The organism is Aminobacter sp. Piv2-1 (genome assembly GCF_037625995.1).
Classification (GTDB): Bacteria; Pseudomonadota; Alphaproteobacteria; order Rhizobiales; family Rhizobiaceae; genus Aminobacter.
The window spans coordinates 65,329-85,169 of record NZ_JARKMU010000012.1; the positions used below are offsets into that span (position 1 = coordinate 65,329).

Genomic DNA, 19,841 nt, shown 5'->3' on the forward strand with positions numbered 1-19,841 from the left:
GAACGTCATATGCTGTCTATGTTTGACTGCTAGGAGAGGCACGATTTTTAGCTAACGATTTCACTGGCAGCTCAATTTGCCGAACCACTTGCATAACCCAAAGCCGACGCCAGCTCCGCCGCATTCCGAAGATACGTGGTCGTCGGCGCGCCGAGTTGCGCGTGAGCTCGACAGGATCTTGGACGGTTCGGGTCCCCGGCGGGTGACGATTGTTCGGGTAGCCGCCGAGTTGCGCCTCTCGACGCGACAGGTCTACAATCTGCTGGCACGCTACCGTGTTGATCGAACCGTGACGTCGCTCTTGCCTGACGGAGATAGGACCCGGAAGAAGCGACTTCAGCCGGAGACCGAGGAGATCATCGCGGCAACGTTGCGAGAGCAGTGGCTCGTGCTGGAGGCTCCGCCGCTCGCTCCCATCGTCGCCGAGGTCCGCGCCCGCTGCGAAGAGGCCGGTCTGGCTGCGCCGTCCTACGTCACCGTGGCCCGGCGCATTCCTGCGCTGTTCAGCCCGGAAGAGATCGCGAAGAAGCGATCCGCAAACCCGAAACATCTCCATCGGCTCAAGGCCCGGCCCGGATACATCCACGCGGCGCACCCGATGGATGTCTGCCAGATCGATCACACGCCGACCGACATCAATTTTGTCGAGGTTGTCGAGGGCGGCAGAACGTTCGTCGGTCGGGCCTACCTGACGATCCTCACCGACGTGGCGACGCGCTGCATACTGGCATTCTGCCTCACGCTCGAAAAGCCGTCGGCGCTGTCGGTCGCCTTGTGCCTGGCGCAGGCAATGTGTCCGAAGGACGAATGGCTGGTTGCGCGCGGCATCGAGCATGGATGGCCGATGTTCGGTCGACCGCGATTGCTGGTCACCGACTCCGCCAAGGAGTTCAAAGGGAATGCCTTTCAGCGCGGGTGCGAGGATTACGGCATTCGTATCCGCTACCGGGATCGCGGCCGAGTGCATCAGGGTGGCGTGGTCGAAAGGCTGCTCGGGAAGCTCAACAGGGTTCTTGCAACGCAGCCTGGCTCGACGGGCCGATCCGTGGCGGACCGCGACCAATATCCCGCGGTGCGCCGGGCGCGTCTCAGCTTCGCCGATCTCGAGCGATGCGTCGCGCTCGCGGTGATCGACCACAACCTGCAGCAGAACGCCAGGACCCTGAGGGTGCCGGCATCTGAATGGGATCGGCAGGTACATGAACTTGTACGCTTCGACGATGATCCCATGCGGGTCCTGCTGGCATTCATGCCCGGAACGGAGCGACGCCTCTCGCCGCAGGGCGTCAGTATGTTCGCACTCGACTACTATTCACCTTGGTTGGGCGAGTTGGTTCCGCAGCGGGATCGGCTAGGAAAGCTCGAGCTGCGATACGATCCGCGCGACATCAGCCACGTCTATGCCCGCGATGCCGAGACCAGGGAGTTTCGATCGGTGGAGCGGCGCGACGGCATGCTCGCGCCGATGACGTTGTGGGAGCACGAGGCCGACCGGCTGACGCGACGCACCGCGAATGCACGCACGGACGTAGAGAAGGTGATGCTGCGCCGCCAAATCGCGGAGATCGCAGGCGGACCGAAGCCGTCCAAGGCAGAGTTGCGCAATGCCGTGCGCAAATCTCACGCGGAACACGCGCCCAAGCCTTATGACGCGATGCGGCCGGCAATGCCGGTGCCTGCCGATCATCCCGTTCGCCCGAAGCGGCGCCTCCCGGTAGAGGATTGGTAACGTGGCAGACCATCTGCTTGATCACGTTCGCCCGCACCTGGACCGCAGCACGGAAGAGCGGATCGCCTACATCCAGGCGCCGCGGTGGATCGGACATCAGGTGGCGCTTTCAGCGCACGAACGTCTTGCCGAGCTTCTGTCGCGGTCGCCATCGCTGCGGACCCGAGGACTGATGCTCGTCGGACCCTATGCCAACGGCAAGACCATGATCGCAGAACGGTTCGCCGTCGGACATCTGAGAACAGCCGAACAGCAGCGGGTGTGGGTGGTTCAGACGCGCGAGGGCGCAGGCCTTGCCCACTTCTATGGAAGCATCCTGCAGGCTTTGCGGGCACCAACCGGAAACGGCAGAGACGTCGGTCGCAAGGCCGAACAGATCGACCATCTGCTCGACAGGCTGAAGCCCAGAATCCTGATCTTCGATGAGTTCCACAATGCTCTGCGCGGTCGCGCGCGCGATGTTGAGGCAGTGCTTGCCTTCCTTCGGAGGATCGGCCGCCAGTTCGACATCTCGCCGGTTCTGATCGGCGAGGTCGCCGTCTATGACTTCGTAAATCAGACCGCTGAAATGGCGACCCGGTTTGATCTACACGCCGTGCCCCGTTGGCAATATGGCGAGGAGCTTCTTGCGCTGCTCGACAGCCTCGAGAGCGCCTTGCCCCTCGCCCACACTTCCGATCTCTCGGAAGAACTTCTGGCGCGAACGATCTTCGAGCTCTCCGAAGGACTGATCGGTGAGGTCGTGGCGATCGTTTCTGCGGCGGCCATAGCGGCGGTGAGGTCCGGTGAGGAACGGATCACAAAATCGGGCATCGAGGCCCTGAACTACGTGTCTGTCACGAAGCGCCGCCGCGCGCGGGTACGCGACGACCTGCTGTGACGGGTGGTGCCGCACGAGTGGGTTTCGCGATCGAGATCCGCCAGCGATATGGCGACGTCGTGCCGGATAGGTGGCCGATTTCCGTCGAGCCGCTTCCGGAGGAGCTTCTGTCGAGCTGGCTCCACCGTCTTGCCTTGGCGAACGGCAACGCGCCGCGGAGGTTCGCCGGCGTCCTCGGGCTAGCCGCGAGGATGTGGTCGCCGCATCTCGACATTCGCGTACCGCACAACGTCACCAATCTGCTCTGCCTTCAGACGGGTCTGCCGTCCGAAAATATCTCAGCGATGACGATAAACGGCTGCGTCATGGCTCCGCTCCTGCTGCCTCTGCGCGCCAGTGCGCACCGGAATCGTTCGACCTGGATGCAGTATTGCCCCCAATGCCTTGCCGGAGACGAGGCGCCGTATTTCCGGCGGCAGTGGCGGTTGGCATCGCGTGTGTCATGCTTCGTGCATGGCTGTGGCCTTCGAGATCGATGCCCCGCTTGCCACGCCGGCATCGCGGCCTTTGATCAGTGCGAACTTGTCCCGCAGCATTTTTGCGCAATGTGCGGGTTCGACCTACGTGCTGCGCCGAGGGCCTCGGTCAAGGCGATGTCGCGACGTCTGGAACGCGCGATCGCGGATATATGCCGAGTGGAGGCGGTGAGAGGTTCGGCGAGAACCAGCGACGCTGTCTCGCATGTGCTGCGCGCGCCGATCGCCGCCGAGGTCCGTTCGGGAAGGACACTCACGAATCTCTCGACCGCCGCGCGCATTCGCTGCTTCGAGGCGCTCGCAGCAAAACCTCCTGACTGGCTGGTGAACGACATGGACACCGGCGACGCATACCGGCGCTGGATGATCGTGGCCGCCGGCGGTCATGACGCGCTGACCGCGCGCTTTGCGGATTTCCTGGAGACGCACCAGAGCGCACGACGACGGAAGCACTCGTCGCCTGCCGCCGACCGATCCGCGCTGCTCGCCGCCTATTCTCGGGTTATGCAACTAGGCATTCTTCGCGATGATCGGCGCTGACACGGTCGTCCCGAGAAGCCCAGCTCGATGGTCGTCGGCAGGCTGCGTTGGCTCTACATCACCCACGCGACAGCCGACACGGCGGTGGCTTTGACGCTTTGACTGAACGCGTGGAAGCTGCAGGCATCGAGGCGCTTGCCTGCTGCCTCTCGGGCTTGTTCACACTTTGCGGTCTGCTGAAGTTCCGGTCGAACTGACGTGCTGTGCAGCAAGAAACATCAGCGTCGATGCGGCGGTGCGCCGGTTCCAACCAGCCGCCTCGGCCATGTCGAGCACGCCCTCAAGCCAAGGCCGCAACACGTCGCGGCACTCGGTCTCGTGGGCCAGGAAGTCGCTCTGTGGGTGCGTCGGCGACGCGACCGTTCCGATGCCGGGCATGATGTTCATGTCAGCCTCCCACCTCTCCATGCGCCCGCGCCTCTCAAGGAGGCGCGGGCGATCCTCGGCTGCCTCAGAAGTCCATGCCGGCGCCGGCGGGCATTGCCGTGGCGGCTTCCTTCTTCGGCTTCTCGGCCACCATGGCTTCGGTGGTAACGAGCAGGCCGGCGACGGAGGCGGCGTCCTGCAGCGCGGTGCGCACGACCTTGGCCGGGTCGATCACGCCCTGCGCGTAGAGATCACCGAACTCGTTCGTCTGGGCATTCCAGCCCCAGGCGAACTCGGTCTTCTCGCGCAGCTTGCCGACGATGATGGATCCTTCAGCCCCGGCATTCTCGGCGATCTGCCGGGCCGGCGTCTCGATGGCGCGCCGCACGATCTCGACGCCGGTCTTCTGGTCGGCATTGTCGGTCTGGACATTGTCCAACGCCTTCGCAGCCCTCAGAAGGGCGACGCCGCCGCCAGGAAGGATGCCTTCTTCGACCGCTGCGCGCGTGGCGTGCAGCGCGTCGTCGACGCGGTCCTTGCGCTCTTTGACCTCGACCTCGGTCGAGCCGCCGACGCGGATCACCGCGACGCCGCCGGCAAGTTTCGCCAACCGCTCCTGAAGCTTCTCGCGGTCGTAGTCCGAAGTGGTCTCCTCGATCTGCGCCTTGATCTGCTTCACGCGGCCTTCGATCTCGGTCTTCGAGCCGGCGCCGTCGACGATCGTGGTGTTCTCCTTCTCGATGACGACCTTCTTGGCCCGGCCGAGCATCTGCAGCGTGACGTTCTCAAGCTTGATGCCGAGGTCTTCCGAGATGGCGGTGCCGCCGGTGAGGATGGCGATGTCTTCCAGCATGGCCTTGCGGCGATCGCCGAAGCCGGGGGCCTTCACCGCCGCAACCTTGAGGCCGCCGCGCAGCTTGTTGACGACGAGCGTCGCCAGCGCCTCGCCCTCGACATCCTCGGCGATGATGAGTAGCGGCTTGCCCGACTGCACCACGGCTTCGAGCACCGGCAGAAGCGCCTGCAGATTGCCGAGCTTCTTCTCGTGGATGAGCACGTACGGCTCTTCCAGTTCGACGCGCATCTTGTCCTGGTTGGTGATGAAGTAGGGCGACAAGTAGCCACGATCAAACTGCATGCCTTCGACCACCTCCAGTTCGGTCTCGGCGGTCTTGGCTTCCTCGACCGTGATGACGCCCTCGTTGCCGACCTTCTCCATTGCTTCCGCCAGAAAACGACCGATCTCGCCGTCGCCATTGGCCGAGATGGTTCCAACCTGGGCGATTTCGTTGTTCTTCGTCACCTTGCGGGCATTGGCTTTCAGCTCGGCAACGACGGCGTCGACCGCCTTGTCGATGCCCCGCTTCAGGTCCATCGGGTTCATGCCGGACGCGACGGCCTTGGCGCCTTCCCTGACGATCGCCTGCGCGAGAACGGTCGCGGTCGTCGTGCCGTCGCCGGCGAGATCGTTGGTTTTCGAGGCGACCTCGCGGACCATCTGGGCGCCCATGTTCTCGAACTTGTCTTCGAGCTCGATCTCCTTGGCGACGGTGACGCCGTCCTTGGTAATGCGCGGGGCGCCGAACGATTTGTCGATGACGACGTTGCGGCCCTTGGGACCCAGCGTCACCTTGACCGCATTGGCAAGAATGTCGACGCCGCGCAGCATCTTCTCGCGGGCCTCGGTGTGAAATTTGACTTCTTTGGCAGCCATTGGATCACTCCTTCAAATCTAGGCAGCTTTCGTTGACTGGTTGGTTTCCTCTGGCCCGATCACGCGGCCTTCTTGAACGCGACGCTCTGGTCGATCACGCCCATCACATCGCTTTCCTTCAGGATGAGGAGATCCTCACCGTTCAGCTTGATTTCGGTGCCGGACCATTTGCCGAACAGGATGCGGTCGCCGACCTTCACATCGAGTTCGATGAGCTTGCCGCTCTCGTCACGCGCGCCGGGACCGACGGCGATGACCTCGCCTTCCTGCGGTTTCTCCTTCGCGGTGTCAGGGATGATGATGCCGCCAGCCGTCTTTTCGTCGGCTTCGATACGGCGGACCAGGACACGATCGTGCAATGGACGGAACGCCATTTTCGTTCTCCTTCAGGACAAACAGATTTTGATGTTCCTCCACACCGGACCGGCAATATCGGGCCGGTGCGGGGCGCGGCGACCCTTCATCAGGCATCGCGCGCATTTCGAGCTAGTTTTGCGATTTCGCCATTTCAAGAGGGCGCCCCTAACTTTTTTGGCACTCGATCCTGCCGAGTGCTAGCATCATGAAAACATGCAGCTATTTTGCCGGTTCGACTCGCCTGGCGGGCTTGAAATTTGTCCGTGGTCGAGCAAAATCTAGCATCGCCATGCGGCACGCACGGCTTCTCGAATTGTGATCGAAACGGAGCTTTGGAACGGCAAACCGGAAGGAGGATATCGATGAGCCGAACCGATTTTTCGATGATCATCCCGTCACTGGCTCCCGAAGCCAACGACCTCGCGCTCGACCGGTTGCTGTCGCCGGCGCGTCACTACAAGCATCCCGACGACCTGCTGCGCGACGGAACGCTAGACCTGTACGAAAAGAGGGCGATCCTCTCATCCTGGGCTTCGGACGCCTGCGCGGTGGAATCCATGCCGGCGCTGAGGCAGCCACCCGGCGTAAAACAGCCGATCTCGTTCGATTGCATCATGCACGCACTGCGGCGTCTGGACGGCCTAGGTTCGGCGCTATCAGACCGCACCGAGGCAATGAGCCGGGCAGAACGCCAAAGACTGGATGCTTGAGGCAGAGAAAGGATAGGGAATGGCTGCAGTGGTGAGCCGGGAGTTCCGCATGCAGATGGAAGGTTACGGCCTGACGACCGCCGAGATTCACTACCACATGCCCGACCATCCCAGCCTGCTGCAGCTTTATGTCTGGCAGGAGTATGATCTGGCGCCTGAATTTCCCGAATTGCGGGGATTTCTAGGCTACTGGAAGGAAACGCTGGAGGGCGCGCTGCACTCGGTGCGCGTCGCCCACCATCGCCTGATTCGGCCGTCCGAATGGAAGGCCGTGGATGGCATCATCGCGATTCACTGAGGGCCGCTGGCCGCCACGTATGCCTCGCGTGGTGCCGGCCCGTGCCAAGCTGGTGCGCCCGCTCGTCGCCGGCCCGGCAAAAGCCCCGCCCGGTTCGCAGCTTTGACGAAGCTCCGCCGTGCCGACTTCGCGCCACACCATCCGTCGAGTGCGTCGCGACAGGCTGCCTACGCGCTGCGCCAGTTCCCGCCTCTTGCCCATTGCGGCCATTCGGTTTGAAGGCATTCGATCGCTTCAAAGCTGGTCGCGACCTTGCGGTCGCTCATGCCGGGCAGATGCAGGATGACGGGATCCGAAAACGCGACGTCGTTCATCACTTCCTTCACCAATTCTGATCGTCTTTTGAAGAAGCAACCTGAAGGGCGAGCGCTCCTTTCCGACAAAGCGAGTTGGTCAGCTTGCGACCCGAGTTCAAGATGCGCCGGCTCAGACGGTGTGCGACGCCTCGTCCTCGTCCGGCTCCAGCATTTCGATCAACCTGCCCACTCGGGTTCCAGGCAGAGGGCGCGCCCCGCACCCATCAGCGCCTCGTCGTTATGGAGCCAAGCCCATGCCTCTCTAAGTTCCTCGGCCGATGCTCCGGTTCCCATCAACTCTCGTCGACCGGCCCGAGGATGGATACGATCTCGCCACGTGTAATCGCCATCGTGCAGCCTCCCAGTATTTGCGACTCATTCCGAGCACGTGAGGTTTGGAAACGTCGCACGTCTGATCGACGTTCCGACGACAATTTTGGTTGCGTAAGGGGTCTTGACGCTCGAAAAAACGATCCCTAGGTCAATGGCGCCGGTCGCTGAACGGGACCGGCATGGTCAGGGAGCGCCGGCTTCTTGGCGCTCCTCGTACCCATGTTGCTCAATGGAGGATATGGCTATGAGAACAGCATTCGACTTTTCCCCGCTCTATCGGTCGAGCATCGGCTTCGACCGCGTATTTAACCTGCTCGAAAACGCGAGCCGGGCGACAACGACTATCGACAACTGGCCCCCTTACGATATCGCTAGGACCGGCGAGGATGCCTACCGCATCACCATGGCGGTGGCGGGATTCAGCCAGGACGAGTTGTCGATGACGCAGGAGCAGAACATGCTTCTGGTGACCGGCGAGAAGAACGGCGAAGACAAGGCCGAGTACCTGCATCACGGCATCGCTGGCCGGGCGTTCGAGCGCCGCTTCCAGTTGGCCGACCACGTAAAAGTTAGTGGCGCCAACCTGGAAAACGGCCTGCTGACGATCGATCTCAAACGCGAGATTCCCGAAGAGATGAAGCCGCGCCGGATCGAGATCGGCAGCGCAGCGGCCGTGCCGAAGGTGGCACAGCGCAAGATCGAGGCCGAAAAGCAGGCAGCCTGAAGCAATCCACGATGATGCTCTCCCAGGAGCTGGACGTTCGCGTCCGGCTCCCGGCGGAGCTTTGCTGAAAGGCACACCATGAAGACATGAAGGAGAAAAACGATGAGCGTACGTGATCTGATCCCCTGGGGCGGCAGCAACGGCAACCAGCTTCCGAGCGTATTCCGCGACGATGATCGCGACCCGTTCCTGTCGCTGCACCGCGAGGTGAACCGGCTGTTCGACGACGTCTTCCGCGGCTTCGACAGCCGTCTTCCCGCGCTTGGCAGGTTCTCCTCCTTCGGTGGCGGAGGCTGGCCGAACGTGGAAGTCTCCGACGGCGAGAAGGAAATCCGCGTCACGGCCGAAGTCCCTGGCCTCGAGGAGAAGGACATAGAAGTGCTGCTCGAAGACGGCGTGCTGACGCTGAAGGGCGAGAAGCGGTCCGAGACCGAGGACAAGGACCGTCAGTTCTCGGAGCGCTTCTACGGTCGCTTCGAGCGCCGCATACCGCTGGGCCATGAGGTGGAGGACGACAAGGTCAGCGCCAATTTCAAGAACGGCGTGCTAACCGTCGCCCTGCCCAAGACCGAGCGTGCGCAGGCAAAGGCCAAGCGCATTGCCATCAACGGCAGGAACTGATCTGGCCAGACCAGCCGGAGGCGGGTCCAGGACCGGCCTCCGGCCTGTCCTTGGCCTTCTTTAGGGAGGGATGAACGATGGAGACGCTGCACGAGAACAAAGCGCTTTATGAAAGAATGACCCGTGCTCGGCCGGGCAATGACAACCGGCCTGCTTCTTCAGGGGCCTTGTCGTTCAGGCGATCGATCTTCCCGGACGGCACGGTGGCCCAGATTTACCGGCCCGGCCGCTCTGTCACAACTTCTGCGAGGGCTGGAACTGCATGGCGGCTGACGTTCGAACGCCGCACCGCGCCTTTCATCGAACCGCTCATGGGCTACAGCGGCGGCCGCGACACGCTGACACAAGTCGAGCTGAGCTTTCCAACATTGGAATCGGCCATCGGCTACGCCAAGCGGGGTCGTTTGCGGGAGGGGGCGGAATCCTACGCTAAGCCGAGAACACGCTTTCCGTAACTCCTGAGTTCGCCCTGGGGGCCGACATAGCGATAAAGGGTGACGCGCTCGATCCCGAGTTCCTTACAGAGATCGGAGACGGATGTATCGCGTTGCGCCATGGCGGCCTGAGCGAGGCGCACCTGCGCCTTGGAGAGCGCGAATTTTCTGCCTCCTTTACGGCCGCGCGCCCTGGCCGCTGCGAGTCCGGCCATGGTGCGCTCGCGGATCAGGTCTCGCTCAAATTCGGCCAAGGTTGCGAAGATGCCGAAGACCATACGGCCGGATGCGGTCGTAGTGTCGATTTCGGCGCCCTTTCCGGTCAGCACCCGCAGGCCGATCTTCTGGTCTGATAGACCCTTTACGGTGTTGACGAGATGGGCAAGCGACCGCCCGAGGCGATCGAGCTTCCAGACCACCAGTACATCGCCGACACGTAACGCTTTGAGGCATGCGGTCAGTCCGGGACGATCGTCGCGGCTGCCTGAAGCGCGATCCTCATAGATATTGTCCTGTTCGACGCCTGCGGCACGCAGAGCATCGTGCTGCAGGTCAAGGGACTGGGAACCATCGGCCTTCGAGATACGGGCGTATCCAATCAGCATGTTTCTTAAACGGCGGTTTGAGGCAGCGCAGTAGCCGGGGTTGGACTGTACGCTGGAAATGTATCTCAACCAGCTTCATAAACAAAGCATCTTGAACATCATTTGATTTTGAAAAAGGAACATGGATGCCGCGTCGTGTCACTTTAACCGATCGGCAGAAGGACGCGCTGTTGCGCCTGCCGACTTCGCAGGCGGATTTGCTCAAGCACTACACGCTGAGCGACGAGGATCTCGGGCATATCAGGCAGCGCCGCCGCCCGCACAACAGGTTTGGCTTTGCCCTGCAATTATGTGTTCTCCGTTATCCTGGGCGAGTGCTGGCCCCGGGTGAGCTGATTCCGGCGGAAGTCATCGAGTTCATCGGAGCGCAGCTTGGTCTGCACGCCGACGATCTCGTTGATTATGCCGCGCGCGAGGAGACGCGACACGAGCACCTTGCCGAATTGCGGGGGCTCTACGGATTCCGTACCTTCGCCGGACGCGGCGCGCGCGAACTGAAGGAGTGGTTGTTCCGGGAAGCCGAGTTGGCGGTTTCGAACGACGATATCGCCCGTCGCTTCGTAATCGAATGCCGTCGCACCCGCACGGTTCTCCCTGCGACATCCACGATCGAGCGGCTTTGTGCCACGGCTCTGGTCGATGCTGAGCGGCGGATCGAGACAAGAATTGCCGGCCGCCTTTCACCGCCCATCCGGGAGCAGTTGTTGGCATTGCTCGAGGACACGGTTGACGATCGGGTGACCCGTTTCGTCTGGCTGCGGCAGTTCGAGCCCGGTTCGAACTCTTTGTCTGCGAATCGGCTTCTTGACCGGCTAGAATACCTGCAACGTCTCGATCTTCCCGAGGATCTGCTGACTGGAGTTCCCGCTCATCGCGCAACGCGGCTGCGCAGGCAGGGCGAGCGGTACTATGCCGACGGCATGCGTGATCTCCCGGAGGACAGGCGGCTTGCGATTCTGGCCGTGTGCGCGTCGGAATGGCAGGCGATGCTCGCCGACGCCGCGATCGAAACCCATGATCGGATCGTCGGCAGGCTATACCGGGCCTCGGAACGGATTTGCCAGGCGAAGGTTGCGGATGAAGCGAACGCGGTGCGCGCCGCCTTGAAATCCTTCGCCGAAATCGGTGGGAGCTTGCTCGATGCACAGGATGACGGCCAGCCGCTGGAAACCGTCATCGCGGATGGATCGGGCTGGGACGGCTTCAGGGCCCTTGTCGCCACGGCCGCCAGCCTGACCGCCATCATGGCGGACGACCCGCTCAATCATGTGCTCGACGGCTATCATCGCTTCCGGCGCTATGCCCCACGGATGCTGCGTTTACTCGACCTTCGGGCCGCGCCGGTCGCGAGGCCGCTAGTGGAAGCGGTGATGATCCTGCGCAATGGTTTGAACGATACAGCGCATACCGACTTCCTGCGGCCGAGTTCGAAATGGCATCGTCATCTTCGCGCCCAGGCGGCTGGCGACGGCCGCCTTTGGGAGATCGCGGTGCTGTTCCATCTGCGCGACGCGTTCCGCTCGGGGGATGTCTGGCTGGTACGATCCCGGCGCTACGGTGATCTGAAACAGGTTCTCGTTCCTGCGCAAGCCGTGGCGGAAAGCAGCCGTCTCGCTGTACCATTGCGGCCTGAGGAATGGCTGGCAGATCGGCAAGAGCGCCTCGATATCCGGTTGCGCGAGCTTGGCCGCGCCGCGCGCATGGGCACGATTCCCGGCGGGTCGATCGAGAACGGCATCCTGCATATTGAAAAACTTGAAGCCGCTGCACCGGACGGTGCCGAGGATCTGGTGCTCGATCTTTACAAGCAGATACCGCTCACACGCATCACCGATCTTTTGTTGGAGGTCGACGCCGCGATCGGCTTCTGCGAGGCCTTCACCCATTTGCGCACCGGTGCGCCCTGCGCCGACCGGATCGGACTGATGAACGTCATTCTCGCGGAAGGGGTCAATCTCGGCCTGCGAAAGATGGCGGACGCCACAAACACCCACACCTTCTGGGAACTGATCCGTATCGCACGGTGGCATGCCGAAGGCGAAGCCTACGACCGGGCACTGGCCATGGTGGTTGAGGCGCAGGCCCGTTTACCGATGGCTCAATTCTGGGGCGCTGGTATCTCAGCATCGAGCGACGGTCAGTTCTTCGCCGCGACCGAGCAGGGCGAGGCCATGAACCTGGTCAACGCGAAATACGGCAACACCCCCGGCCTGAAAGCTTACACCCACGTCTCAGATCAATACGCACCGTTCGCAACCCGGGTAATCCCCGCAACAGCAAGCGAGGCGCCCTACATCCTCGACGGCCTGCTCATGAACGATACCGGCCGCCATATCCGTGAGCAGTTCGCCGATACTGGTGGCTTCACCGACCACGTCTTTGCCGCCTGCGCCATTCTCGGCTACCGGTTCGCTCCGCGCATCCGGGATCTGCCGTCCAAACGGCTCTATGCGTTCAATCCGTCTGCCGCGCCGGCGCACTTGCGCGCCATGATCGGCGGAAAGATCAACCAGGCCATGATTGAGCGCAACTGGCCCGATATCCTGCGTATCGCCGCCACCATAGCGGCCGGAAGTGTCGCGCCCAGCCAGATCCTGCGCAAGCTCGCCTCCTATCCACGGCAGAACGAACTGGCGACAGCTCTCCGAGAAGTCGGCCGCGTCGAGCGCACGCTGTTCATGATCGACTGGATTCTGGACGCCGATTTGCAACGTCGTGCCCAGATCGGCCTCAACAAGGGCGAGGCCCATCACGCGCTGAAACGGGCCATCAGCTTCCACCGGCGCGGCGAAATACGCGATCGTTCCGCTGAAGGCCAGCATTACCGTATTGCCGGCATGAACCGGGTCTTCCTCAATTTGTGTGGTTCATCCGCTGTTAGCGAAGATATCGCTAATGGGCGGGCATGCGAACGAAACCGAAATGGTCGCCCGGCTCAGGGGTCAAAATTCTGGGTGTCGCGCTCACTGATGATGACAGTTGGGTTGTTTCCGCTGCCGGACCAGCGATCGGCATTTGCCCCAATTGTGGCCGGCGAAGCCGAAGTCGACATGGCTGGTCCAAGCGCAGCCTTCAGGATCTGCCGGTCCAGGGCAAGCCCGTGACGGTAAAGCTCCTGCTGAGCCGCTGGCGATGTGCACATCAGAAATGTGAGCGACAAACGTTCACCGACCGACTGTCGACGGTTGCTTCCCCTTATGCGCGCCGGACGACAAGGGTCACGGAGATTGTCGGCCTGCTCGGCCATAGTACGGGCGGCCGTCCTGGCGAGCGCCTCATGCAACGGCTCGGCATGCCGGTCAGCGACGACACCATCCTGCGGCAACTGAAGCGGGATGCCGCGGTTGCCCACCGCAACTCCGAGATTCGGGTGGTTGGTATCGATGACTGGAGCTGGCGGCGAGCGACGCGATACGGCACTATTGTGGTTGATCTCGAGCGACGCTCGGTCGTCGACATTCTCGATGATCGGAGTGTCGATAGTGCAGCCAGGTGGCTGCGGAACCATCCCTCCGTCGAGGTCGTCAGCCGAGACCGCTGCGGCCTGTATGCGCAGGCTGTTCGTGAAGGCGCACCGCAGGCCCAGCAGGTAGCCGATCGATTTCATCTGGTCCAAAATCTTCGCTCGGCAATCGAAGAACAGATGAGCCTTTCCGGCCGCGCCACCGGCAGAGCCATCCTGTCGGAGGACGCAATCGTTGACGCCGCGACACATCGCCGGCGCGCCCGTCTCGCGCATAGGCAATCTCGCCAGGAGATATTCGAGATGCTCCACGCCTTACGCCAAGAGGGTCTGTCCTACAGCGAGATCGCCCGACGGACCGGCTATGAGCGTCGCAGCGTAGCGAAGTGGCTCGCGTTCAAGGCTCCGCGAGACAGGCGGCGAGCAGCATTGAACCCCACTTCGCCATGGTACTTTGAAACCTTCCTTGCCCAATGCTGGAAGGAAGGGAACCGCTGCGGACGGCATCTGTTTCATGACGTCAAGCAGCGCGGCTACACCGGCAGCTTCTCCAATCTGGAGCGCCTGCTGGGAGTCTGGCGGCGGGCCGAAAGAGAGCGCGTCGATGATGTATCGCCCACGGCTTTGAAGTTGGAGCCGGTCCGAGACCCGGAAACCGGTCATGCGATCTCGCCGGTGGTTGCCGCGGCGCTGTGCATCAAGCCGCGAGGCCTGCTGACAGCCCGGCAGGCAAGGAAGGTCGATGCCCTGAAGCAGGGATCTGATGCTTTCGCCGAGATGCGCCGCCTGGCGATGCGCTTCAACGGCATCCTCCGCGGCAAGAGATCGGCACCACTGGATGCGTGGATCGACGACGCAATCGACTCCGACATCATTCCGATCATGCGATTCGCCCGCGTCCTGCGCAGAGACATCGATGCCGTCAACAACGCCATTGAGCTGTCCTGGAGCAACGGACAGGCCGAAGGTCAGATCAACCGCCTCAAGACCCTCAAGCGCGCAATGTACGGCAGGGCAGGCCCCGAACTGCTGAGAGCACGAATGCTGCCACCACGCCACACAAATTGAGGAAGAACCGGGAATGCTCCTGTTCAGGGATCACGGCCTCACGCCGGTCCTTTTTCGTCTTCTTCCCGAAGACATCCCCCGGCCCGCGGAGCGGACGGGCCGGTGCAATTGCGGACGAGCATCCCTGTCCGGCTGGCCGAGCGGGGCTTAAAGCCCTGCGCAGGACGACGGGCCGGGATCGCGATGGCGGCGATTGAGCGCTAGCGTCAGCGGCCCGCCCGATCTGCGAGCTGGATTTTCCTTTCCTCCCTCGTCCTCCTTTTCACTTCAAATCTCTATATATGACAGCAATATACAAGCATGACCGATTGGAAACGGATTGTCGGCTTCGGCTGGGCCGCGGGCAATGCGCGCAAAAGGCGTAGAAAAGCACGATGTCAGCCAGGCAGAAGCCGAGCAGGTGTTTTTCAACAAGCCGCTGCTGACAGTTTTGGACACAAAGCACAGCGCCAGCGAGCCGCGCATCCATGCTCTCGGGCGCACCGACAAAGGAGACGTGGCGAAATCGGCCTAGCATATTATAGATGACCTTCGGCATCGGTGCTCATCCAAGTCCGGCCACCCCGAATGTAAACGCGACGGTGAGCATATGATGACCAGCGCTGTTGACGCTTCGCATTGCGAAATCAGAATCCTGGCTCCGAAACAACTGGAGCGAGCGACGACTGTGTTGGCCAACGGCATGCTGGACAATCCGTTGCACGTGGCCGCGTTCGGCGACGACCCGGTTCGAAGACATCAACGGCTGAAGCGCTTCCTTGGCCAATTAACAGCCTACGTACTGGCGAATGGGTGGCTTCTTGGCGCATACGTGGACGAGGAACTGGTTGGCGTCCTGGGGATGATGGAGCCCAGCCACTGCCGTCCAGGCCTTGTGGAAAAATTGAGCTTCGCCGGCGTGGTTATCGCAAGCAACCCACCTGCCAACGCGGCGCGCATCGGGCGCTGGCTGACTGCATGGGCGCGCAACGACCCCGACGAGCCCCATTGGCACATCGGCCCGCTGGCGGTGGTGCCGACACAGCGCAGGCAAGGTCTCGGGCGGCGTTTGATGTCGCATTGCTACGCGCGAATCGACGAGCGCTCGGCTCCGGCGTACCTTGAGACCGACCTGGCCATTAACGTCGCATTTTACGGGACACTCGGCTTCGAGGTGGTCAAGCGCCAGGCCATCCTTGGAGTGCAAAACTGGTTCATGGTCCGTCCGCCGCGCGCCGAAGCGCCGTATGAGGCGTCTGGTTCTGCCTTGGGAGCACAGAGGTGGCCTTCAAGGAGATTCACTAAAGGCCTCGTCAAGAATAGGGAGCAGGAGATGTCGAGGAAAAGGTCTATCGCCGGGCGGTCGGAAGACCCGTCGGTGTTGGAGGAACAGTTGCAAGAGGGTCTGGAAGATACTTTTCCGGCCAGCGACCCTGTTTCCGTCACCTCGATCCTGATTAGTGGAACAGGAAATGGACCAAGCGGAAAGAAGCCCCACCCAACTGAAGGTAGACCCTCCTCCGGCACTCATATCTCCTGACCGATCGTCTGGCAGGAGAGACAGGGCAAGCGCTCCGGAACGCCCGGACACAAAAATACGTCGTGAAGAACACGTTCAGGTTCGACATCTGCCACCGATCTTCCCAGCCAAGCTGGCTGGGCTCACGCCGTCGGCATGCGCAATATCGGCTTGACCACCGCACCCGTTCTCGAATCTTCAAGAGCCTCCTCGATCTGGTCCATGTCGTAGAATTTCACCAAGCGGTCGAAGGGAAAGCGCCCCTGTTCGAACAGGTCAACCAGCGCAGGTATCAGTTGACCGGACCGGCCGCCGCCGCCCAGTACACCGCTGACGCGTTTGCCCCAGAGCGTGGAGAGATGGTCGAGCGAGAACCGTGCATTGGCGGGAGCCCCGCCAACCAGCACCAGATGACCCAGCATCCCTACGGTTTCGGCGAGTTGCTCGATCACCTGGATCACACCAGTGCAGTCGAAGGCGAAGTCGACGGTGCTGCCAGTTATAGCGCGCACCTCTGCAATCAGATCCTTCTTTGCCGAGTTCACAACGTGGGTGGCGCCAAATTCTTTCGCCAGTTCAAGGCGGCTGTCGTGAACGTCAGCAGCAATGATCCGCGTCACGCCTGAGTTCCGCGCCGCCATGATCGCCGCCAGACCCACGGCGCCCACACCAACGATCAGCACTGAATCCCCCAACCTGGGCCTCGCCTCGTTCAGGACCGCTCCTGCACCGGTCCCCAGGCCACAGGCCAAAGGTCCGAGTAATTCGAGAGGCACCTCGGCCGGAGCCTTCACCAGAGCATCAGCCGACACGATTGAATGGGTGGCAAAGGACGACTGGCCGAAGAAATGGCCGTTGATCGGTTTGCCCTTGCGGGAATAAGCGGTGGTGCCAGCCTGTTCCCCCTTGAACCTGCGCCCCGACACCAGCGCCTGACCGGTCCTGAGACAATAGCGCGGCTCTCCGTCCAGACAGTTGCGGCAGGTTCCGCATGACGGCCACCCAATGATGACCTTGTCGCCCGGCACAACTTCTGCGACTCCAGGACCCACCTGCTCGACCACACCTGCGCCTTCATGGCCAAGTACGCTCGGGAAAGGCATTGGCATGTCGCCGGCCCGTGTGATTGCATCGGTATGGCAGACGCCGCAGGCGACGATTCGCACTAAAGCCTCGCCGCGGCCGGGCTCTTCCAGATCGAGTTCCTGTAGAATGAAGGGGCCGTCCTTCTGCTCCACGACCAAAGCCTTGATCTTCATGCTGTCCTCCATGGCTGCTATCGGCATGTTACACTATCCGCCTGGAGGCACCACAGTGGCGCCATCGATCCTTCATCTGCCCAACCTGCCCACACGGCGAAAGTGGCCGACGAGGGTATGCCCGACCTGCAAGCAGGTATTTCATTTCCTTCTTTTTCTTCTGGAAAAACATTGCAACGGCAGGAATCACACTTTGACGTCTGTGACGCGATGAACCTGCCAGAGTCCCACCAACCCCTTCACACCGGCAGCTTGATAAGGATAGCACCCAGTGCTATATATTTGACATGACCGAAGCTGCGGAAACCGCGCGGGCCTTCAAGACCGCATGGTTCACCAGGGCGGCACGCAAGGCGCGCATCAAGGATAGCGAACTGTGCGAGGCGTTTCGGGAAATCATGAAGGGCCAGGCCGACGATCTGGGTGGCGGTGTTTTCAAGAAGCGCCTGAACAGGAACATGCACCGAAGCATCATTCTCGCAAAAGGTGGGCGCTATTGGATATACGCATATTTGTTTGCGAAGAAGGATCGGGCCAATATCGAAGACGATGAACTGGAGGATTTCCGCACCCTGGCCAGGAGCTATGCGACATTGGAAGAAGAGCAGATCGCGCAGCTTCTGAAGGCCAAAGATCTAACGGAGATATGTCATGGCGACGAAAACCAGATTCAAAAGTGATCTTTCCGAGGCGATCCATTCGTCCGCAGCCATGCTGCACAAGGTTGGCGCTCTCGACAAGACAACCATGCGCACCTTCGACGAGCGCCATCTCGACATGCCGGATGCAATCGAGCCAGCTGAGATCAAGCAGCTTCGCGAAGCCAATAATGTCAGCCAACCGGTATTTGCCCGTTATCTCAACACGAGCGAGAGCACGATTGAGAAATGGGAAACCGGAGCCAAGCGGCCAAGCGGCATGGCTCTGAAGCTGCTGACTGTCGTCCAGAAACACGGCCTGAAAATCCTCGCCTGAACTTCAGGGTGATGCGGGATGAGGTTGGCGCGTTCTTCCTCGAACACGTCCCAGATGGTGCGCTCACCCTGCTCGGGGTGCCGGCGCGCTTTGGCCCAGGCGACGCATTTGTCGGCCAGCCAGCCATTCAGATCCTCCAGCGTCTTGAACCGGAGCCTCGGCGTGAAGAAGCGCTCGCGCACCAGCCCAACCTGGTTCTCGACCTGACCCTTCTCCCAGCCTGCCGCTGGCGTGCAGGCCTCCGGCTCGACGAGGTAATGGCCACACATCTGCAGGAAGCGACGGTTGTAGCGGCGATCCCTGCCGATGAAGATCGCGTCCACCGCCGTCTTCATGTTGTCGTAGATCCCGCGCGTGCACGTGCCGCGGAAGAAGGCGAATGCCCGGTCGTGCGCGTCGAACACCATCTCCTGACTCTCGCGCGGATAGGCTCGAACAAAGAACATGCGACTATGACAAAGCCGCATGTGCGCCACCTTCACCGTCGTGGTCACACCGTCGAGAACAACAATCTCGTGGCTCCAGTCGAACTGGTAGGCTTCGCCCGGCGCAAAGCTCAGCGGGATGTAGGCATCGGCAGCAGCGCTGCCGCGTTCCCGTTCCCACGCCTGCGCGTGCCGCCACACCGAACTGTAGCTGCCCTCGTAGCCGAGGTCGCGAAGCTCCTCGAAGATACGGATCAGTGTCAGTCGTTCCCGCCGGGGCTTGGCCACGTTCGTCGTCAGCATCCGGTCAAGCTCTTCGCGCCATGCCCCCATCCGCGGATAGGGCTGATGCTTGCGCTCGTAGCGGAACTCGGTCTCGTCCGAGCGCAGCACCTTGCGCACCACTTTCCGTGAAACCTTCAACTCGCGGCAAATCGCCTTGATCGACTTGCCCTGAACCCGCGAAAGCCGGCGTATCTTTGCAATCGTCTCCACAATCAACATCCAAAACACAAATGCCTCCGATAAAACCGGAGGCATTTTGATGACCCCACGTTAAGGGGTCCCGTTTGGACGAAAATCACCCCTTAAACAGGGTCCTCATTCCATGAAAAATCACAGTCGGGATTCCCGTTCGGCGATTGCCGCGCGCATGCGGTCGGCTGATCCCCTCTCGGCGAGGTCACAATAGGCGTGGAAGTACCGAATGTGACCGTCAATATTCAGCTCGTAAAAGACGCTGGTAATGCGGTCCGTGAGAAACTCGCGCATAGCGAACATCCCGTTCCGCATGAACAGCGGCGGCAAGACGTTGAACATGTAATCATGCTCCACCTTGGCGATCTCGAACCATTCACCACAGAACAGGGCGCTATCGTCGTTCTCCCAGCGATTGGGTCGCTGGGCATGGCGATCGAACATGCGAAACATTTGCCGGCGGTCGGCGACGCCCTGATAGATCTTGCGGATTGGAGAAGCGGGGGTCATTGGCGGGCTCCTTCTGGCCTCGTCGAGCCGGAGAGCGGCGCAGCCTCGTGGATGCCCATCACTTTCAGCCCTTCTGACCCCTT

Annotated in this window: 18 protein-coding genes and 6 pseudogenes; 15 read left to right on the top strand and 9 right to left on the bottom strand. The window is 61.6% G+C overall.

Annotated features, from left to right (window positions below):
• Positions 1-76 precede the first annotated feature (76 nt).
• From AmiPiv_RS20305 to AmiPiv_RS20315, 3 genes are read left to right on the top strand one after another with little or no spacing between them, the layout of a single operon-like run.
• Positions 77-1,729: a Mu transposase C-terminal domain-containing protein gene (locus AmiPiv_RS20305; protein ID WP_340040300.1), complete on the top strand. Its 1,653-nt coding sequence runs from the start codon at positions 77-79 to the stop codon at positions 1,727-1,729.
• A gap of 1 nt (position 1,730) precedes the next feature.
• Positions 1,731-2,609, top strand: a complete 879-nt coding sequence (locus AmiPiv_RS20310; RefSeq protein WP_340040302.1) for a TniB family NTP-binding protein — start codon at positions 1,731-1,733, stop codon at positions 2,607-2,609.
• A 17-nt stretch (positions 2,610-2,626) separates the two neighbouring features.
• On the top strand, positions 2,627-3,625 hold the full coding sequence (locus tag AmiPiv_RS20315) for a TniQ family protein (protein ID WP_340040304.1): 999 nt from the start codon (positions 2,627-2,629) through the stop codon (positions 3,623-3,625).
• 159 nt (positions 3,626-3,784) lie between these two features.
• On the opposite strand, the gene AmiPiv_RS20320 is transcribed toward AmiPiv_RS20315, so the two are convergent.
• From AmiPiv_RS20320 to groES, 3 genes are all read right to left on the bottom strand, one after another.
• On the bottom strand, positions 3,785-4,012 hold the full coding sequence (locus tag AmiPiv_RS20320; protein WP_340040306.1) for a hypothetical protein: 228 nt from the start codon (positions 4,010-4,012) through the stop codon (positions 3,785-3,787).
• A 64-nt stretch (positions 4,013-4,076) separates the two neighbouring features.
• The gene (gene groL / locus AmiPiv_RS20325) at positions 4,077-5,705 is read right to left on the bottom strand and encodes a chaperonin GroEL (RefSeq protein WP_340040308.1); all 1,629 of its coding nucleotides are present in this window, start codon (positions 5,703-5,705) and stop codon (positions 4,077-4,079) included.
• Positions 5,706-5,764: 59 nt separating this feature from the next.
• Positions 5,765-6,079 (bottom strand): co-chaperone GroES, encoded by a 315-nt coding sequence (gene groES, locus AmiPiv_RS20330; protein ID WP_340040309.1) that lies wholly within the window; start codon positions 6,077-6,079, stop codon positions 5,765-5,767.
• Between the two features lie 345 nt (positions 6,080-6,424).
• Here groES and AmiPiv_RS20335 point away from each other — a divergent pair, with 345 nt between their 5' ends.
• Both AmiPiv_RS20335 and AmiPiv_RS20340 read left to right on the top strand, forming a co-directional pair.
• Positions 6,425-6,772, top strand: a complete 348-nt coding sequence (locus tag AmiPiv_RS20335; protein ID WP_340040311.1) for a hypothetical protein — start codon at positions 6,425-6,427, stop codon at positions 6,770-6,772.
• A gap of 19 nt (positions 6,773-6,791) precedes the next feature.
• Complete coding sequence (locus AmiPiv_RS20340; protein WP_340040313.1) at positions 6,792-7,070, top strand: usg protein; 279 nt, start codon at positions 6,792-6,794, stop codon at positions 7,068-7,070.
• Here the strand turns inward: AmiPiv_RS20340 and AmiPiv_RS24780 are convergent.
• Positions 7,064-7,222 (bottom strand): annotated as a pseudogene (locus AmiPiv_RS24780) (DUF982 domain-containing protein); the annotation flags it as partial. The gene AmiPiv_RS20340 and the pseudogene AmiPiv_RS24780 overlap by 7 nt on opposite strands.
• Positions 7,223-7,237: 15 nt before the next feature.
• Positions 7,238-7,384, bottom strand: coding sequence for a DUF982 domain-containing protein (locus AmiPiv_RS20345; RefSeq protein WP_340040315.1), 147 nt, complete (start codon positions 7,382-7,384; stop codon positions 7,238-7,240).
• Between the two features lie 559 nt (positions 7,385-7,943).
• Here AmiPiv_RS20345 and AmiPiv_RS20355 point away from each other — a divergent pair.
• From AmiPiv_RS20355 to AmiPiv_RS20365, 3 genes are all read left to right on the top strand, one after another.
• Positions 7,944-8,423 (top strand): Hsp20 family protein, encoded by a 480-nt coding sequence (locus tag AmiPiv_RS20355; RefSeq protein WP_340040317.1) that lies wholly within the window; start codon positions 7,944-7,946, stop codon positions 8,421-8,423.
• A 102-nt stretch (positions 8,424-8,525) separates the two neighbouring features.
• Positions 8,526-9,044: an Hsp20/alpha crystallin family protein gene (locus AmiPiv_RS20360; RefSeq protein WP_340040319.1), complete on the top strand. Its 519-nt coding sequence runs from the start codon at positions 8,526-8,528 to the stop codon at positions 9,042-9,044.
• 77 nt (positions 9,045-9,121) lie between these two features.
• Positions 9,122-9,499, top strand: coding sequence for an NADH dehydrogenase ubiquinone Fe-S protein 4 (locus tag AmiPiv_RS20365; protein ID WP_445206981.1), 378 nt, complete (start codon positions 9,122-9,124; stop codon positions 9,497-9,499).
• Here AmiPiv_RS20365 and AmiPiv_RS20370 read toward each other — a convergent pair.
• On the bottom strand, positions 9,469-10,083 hold the full coding sequence (locus AmiPiv_RS20370; protein ID WP_160788003.1) for a recombinase family protein: 615 nt from the start codon (positions 10,081-10,083) through the stop codon (positions 9,469-9,471). The genes AmiPiv_RS20365 and AmiPiv_RS20370 overlap by 31 nt on opposite strands.
• Before the next feature lie 125 nt (positions 10,084-10,208).
• Between AmiPiv_RS20370 and AmiPiv_RS20375 the strand changes: the two are divergent.
• The 5 genes and pseudogenes from AmiPiv_RS20375 to AmiPiv_RS20395 all read left to right on the top strand — a co-directional run.
• Positions 10,209-12,926 (top strand): annotated as a pseudogene (locus AmiPiv_RS20375) (Tn3 family transposase); the annotation flags it as partial.
• Between the two features lie 62 nt (positions 12,927-12,988).
• Positions 12,989-14,614, top strand: coding sequence for an ISL3 family transposase (locus AmiPiv_RS20380; RefSeq protein ID WP_340040324.1), 1,626 nt, complete (start codon positions 12,989-12,991; stop codon positions 14,612-14,614).
• A gap of 346 nt (positions 14,615-14,960) precedes the next feature.
• Positions 14,961-15,128 carry a BrnT family toxin gene (locus tag AmiPiv_RS20385; RefSeq protein ID WP_340040326.1) on the top strand — a complete coding sequence of 56 codons (168 nt, stop codon included), beginning with the start codon at positions 14,961-14,963 and terminating at the stop codon, positions 15,126-15,128.
• Positions 15,129-15,296: 168 nt separating this feature from the next.
• Positions 15,297-15,770, top strand: a pseudogene (locus AmiPiv_RS20390) (GNAT family N-acetyltransferase); the annotation flags it as partial.
• 177 nt (positions 15,771-15,947) lie between these two features.
• Positions 15,948-16,133, top strand: a pseudogene (locus AmiPiv_RS20395) (hypothetical protein); the annotation flags it as partial.
• A gap of 122 nt (positions 16,134-16,255) precedes the next feature.
• On the opposite strand, the gene AmiPiv_RS20400 reads toward AmiPiv_RS20395, so the two are convergent.
• Positions 16,256-17,371 (bottom strand): NAD(P)-dependent alcohol dehydrogenase, encoded by a 1,116-nt coding sequence (locus tag AmiPiv_RS20400; RefSeq protein ID WP_340040328.1) that lies wholly within the window; start codon positions 17,369-17,371, stop codon positions 16,256-16,258.
• Positions 17,372-17,658: 287 nt separating this feature from the next.
• Here AmiPiv_RS20400 and AmiPiv_RS20405 point away from each other — a divergent pair, with 287 nt between their 5' ends.
• Positions 17,659-18,051: a type II toxin-antitoxin system RelE/ParE family toxin gene (locus AmiPiv_RS20405; RefSeq protein WP_035031757.1), complete on the top strand. Its 393-nt coding sequence runs from the start codon at positions 17,659-17,661 to the stop codon at positions 18,049-18,051.
• Positions 18,023-18,346, top strand: coding sequence for a helix-turn-helix domain-containing protein (locus tag AmiPiv_RS20410; RefSeq protein WP_035031743.1), 324 nt, complete (start codon positions 18,023-18,025; stop codon positions 18,344-18,346). Before AmiPiv_RS20405 ends, AmiPiv_RS20410 begins: the two co-directional genes overlap by 29 nt.
• An 11-nt stretch (positions 18,347-18,357) precedes the next feature.
• Here the strand turns inward: AmiPiv_RS20410 and istA are convergent.
• Together istA and AmiPiv_RS20420 are read right to left on the bottom strand one after the other, a co-directional pair.
• Positions 18,358-19,275 (bottom strand): annotated as a pseudogene (gene istA / locus AmiPiv_RS20415) (IS21 family transposase); the annotation flags it as partial.
• Positions 19,276-19,392: 117 nt separating this feature from the next.
• Positions 19,393-19,758, bottom strand: a pseudogene (locus AmiPiv_RS20420) (DUF1419 domain-containing protein); the annotation flags it as partial.
• Positions 19,759-19,841 lie beyond the last annotated feature (83 nt).